This window comes from Pseudonocardia pini (assembly GCF_013870575.1).
Classification (GTDB): Bacteria; Actinomycetota; Actinomycetes; order Mycobacteriales; family Pseudonocardiaceae; genus Pseudonocardia; species Pseudonocardia pini.
The window spans coordinates 1-1,292 of sequence record NZ_JACBXB010001120.1 but is presented as its reverse complement, the minus strand read 5'-3'; the positions used below and the strand labels follow the sequence as shown (position 1 = coordinate 1,292).

At 73.4% G+C, this 1,292-nt stretch carries 1 protein-coding gene; it reads right to left on the bottom strand.

What is annotated here, in order from left to right; genetic code table 11:
- Positions 1–174: 174 nt before the first annotated feature.
- A complete protein-coding gene (locus tag H5J29_RS33070; RefSeq protein ID WP_181784818.1) occupies positions 175–1,014 on the bottom strand; it encodes an SDR family NAD(P)-dependent oxidoreductase in 840 nt (279 codons plus the stop codon).
- Between the last annotated feature and the right edge of the window lie 278 nt (positions 1,015–1,292).

The window sequence follows — 1,292 nt, the reverse complement described above, 5'->3', positions numbered from 1 at the left end:
AGCCGGGACGCCCGTCCGGGGTCTGCTCCCAGTCGGTGCCCTGCCCACCACCGCCGTGCACGAGGATCACGGGTGGTTCGGTGGCCTCCGCGGGAGTCCGCAGGCCGACGTACATCGCGTCGTCGACGCCCTCGCCCAGCCACCGGAACCCGCTCGGTGTGGTCCGCACGGCGCTCAGAGCGCCAGCTGCTCGGCCGCGGGACCGCCTCGGATCCAGGCGATGCGTTCCTCGAGTGCGGTCACCGTGTGCTCCGCACCGACCACGACGTAGAACCGCTCCGCCAGGATGGCGTCCACGACCATGCCCGCGATCTCCGGGATCTCGATCGCCATGACCTCGTTGCCCGCCCTGATCGCGTCGAGCACCTTGACCCGGTCCGGGTCGGCGTCCGTCGCGGCGACCCCCCTCGGGCGGTTGCGCTCGGACTCGGTCATCCGGGTCCGGGCGATGGGCGCGAGCAGCGACACGTGGATGTCCTCGCCGCCGGCACGCAGCTCCATGTCGAGGCTCTCGCTGAGACCGAGCACCGCGAACTTCGAGGTGATGTACGGGGCGAAGGTCGGCAGGGAGGCGGAGAACGAGGCGCCGGAACCGGTGTTGACGATGTGCCCCTCACCCTGCTGCCGCATCAGCGGCAGGAAGGTCCGGCAGCCGTGGATCACGCCCCACACGTTCACGTCGAGCACCCACTGCCAGCTCGCGGTGGGGATGTCCGCGAACCGGGCGCCGGTCTCCACGCCGGCGTTGTTGCACAACACGTGCACGGCGCCGAAGGCCTCGAGGGTCCGCTCGGCGAGGTGCTGGACCTCCGCCTCGTGCCGGACGTCGGTGCGGACCCCGATCGCCTCGGCACCGCCGGCCCGGACCTCGTCGACGGCGGCCGCCAGCGGGCCCTCCTCCACGTCGGCGAGGACCACCTTCATGCCCTCGGCCGCGAACCGGTCGACGAGCCCGCGCCCGACACCGCTCGCGGCCCCCGTCACCACGGCGACCCTGCCGCTCAACGACTTCACCCGTCAGTCCTCCAGTCCGCCCGTGTGCCGCGCCACGTCCGGGAACGGCATGCGTCGGATCCTCGGCCCGCGAGCCACCGGCCCGTAGCGCAGGACTACGTGTTCCGACTACGCGCTCGCCGGGGGCAGGCCCGCCCAGGCCCGGCGCAGCAACCCGGTGATCCCGTCCACGGTGACCGGCGCCGGGTTGGCGTACGGCGCGGCGACCGCCAGTTCGACGGCCCGCGGCAGGTCGGCCTCGGCCAGGCCGAGAGCGCGCAGGCTCGTGGGCGCCCCGA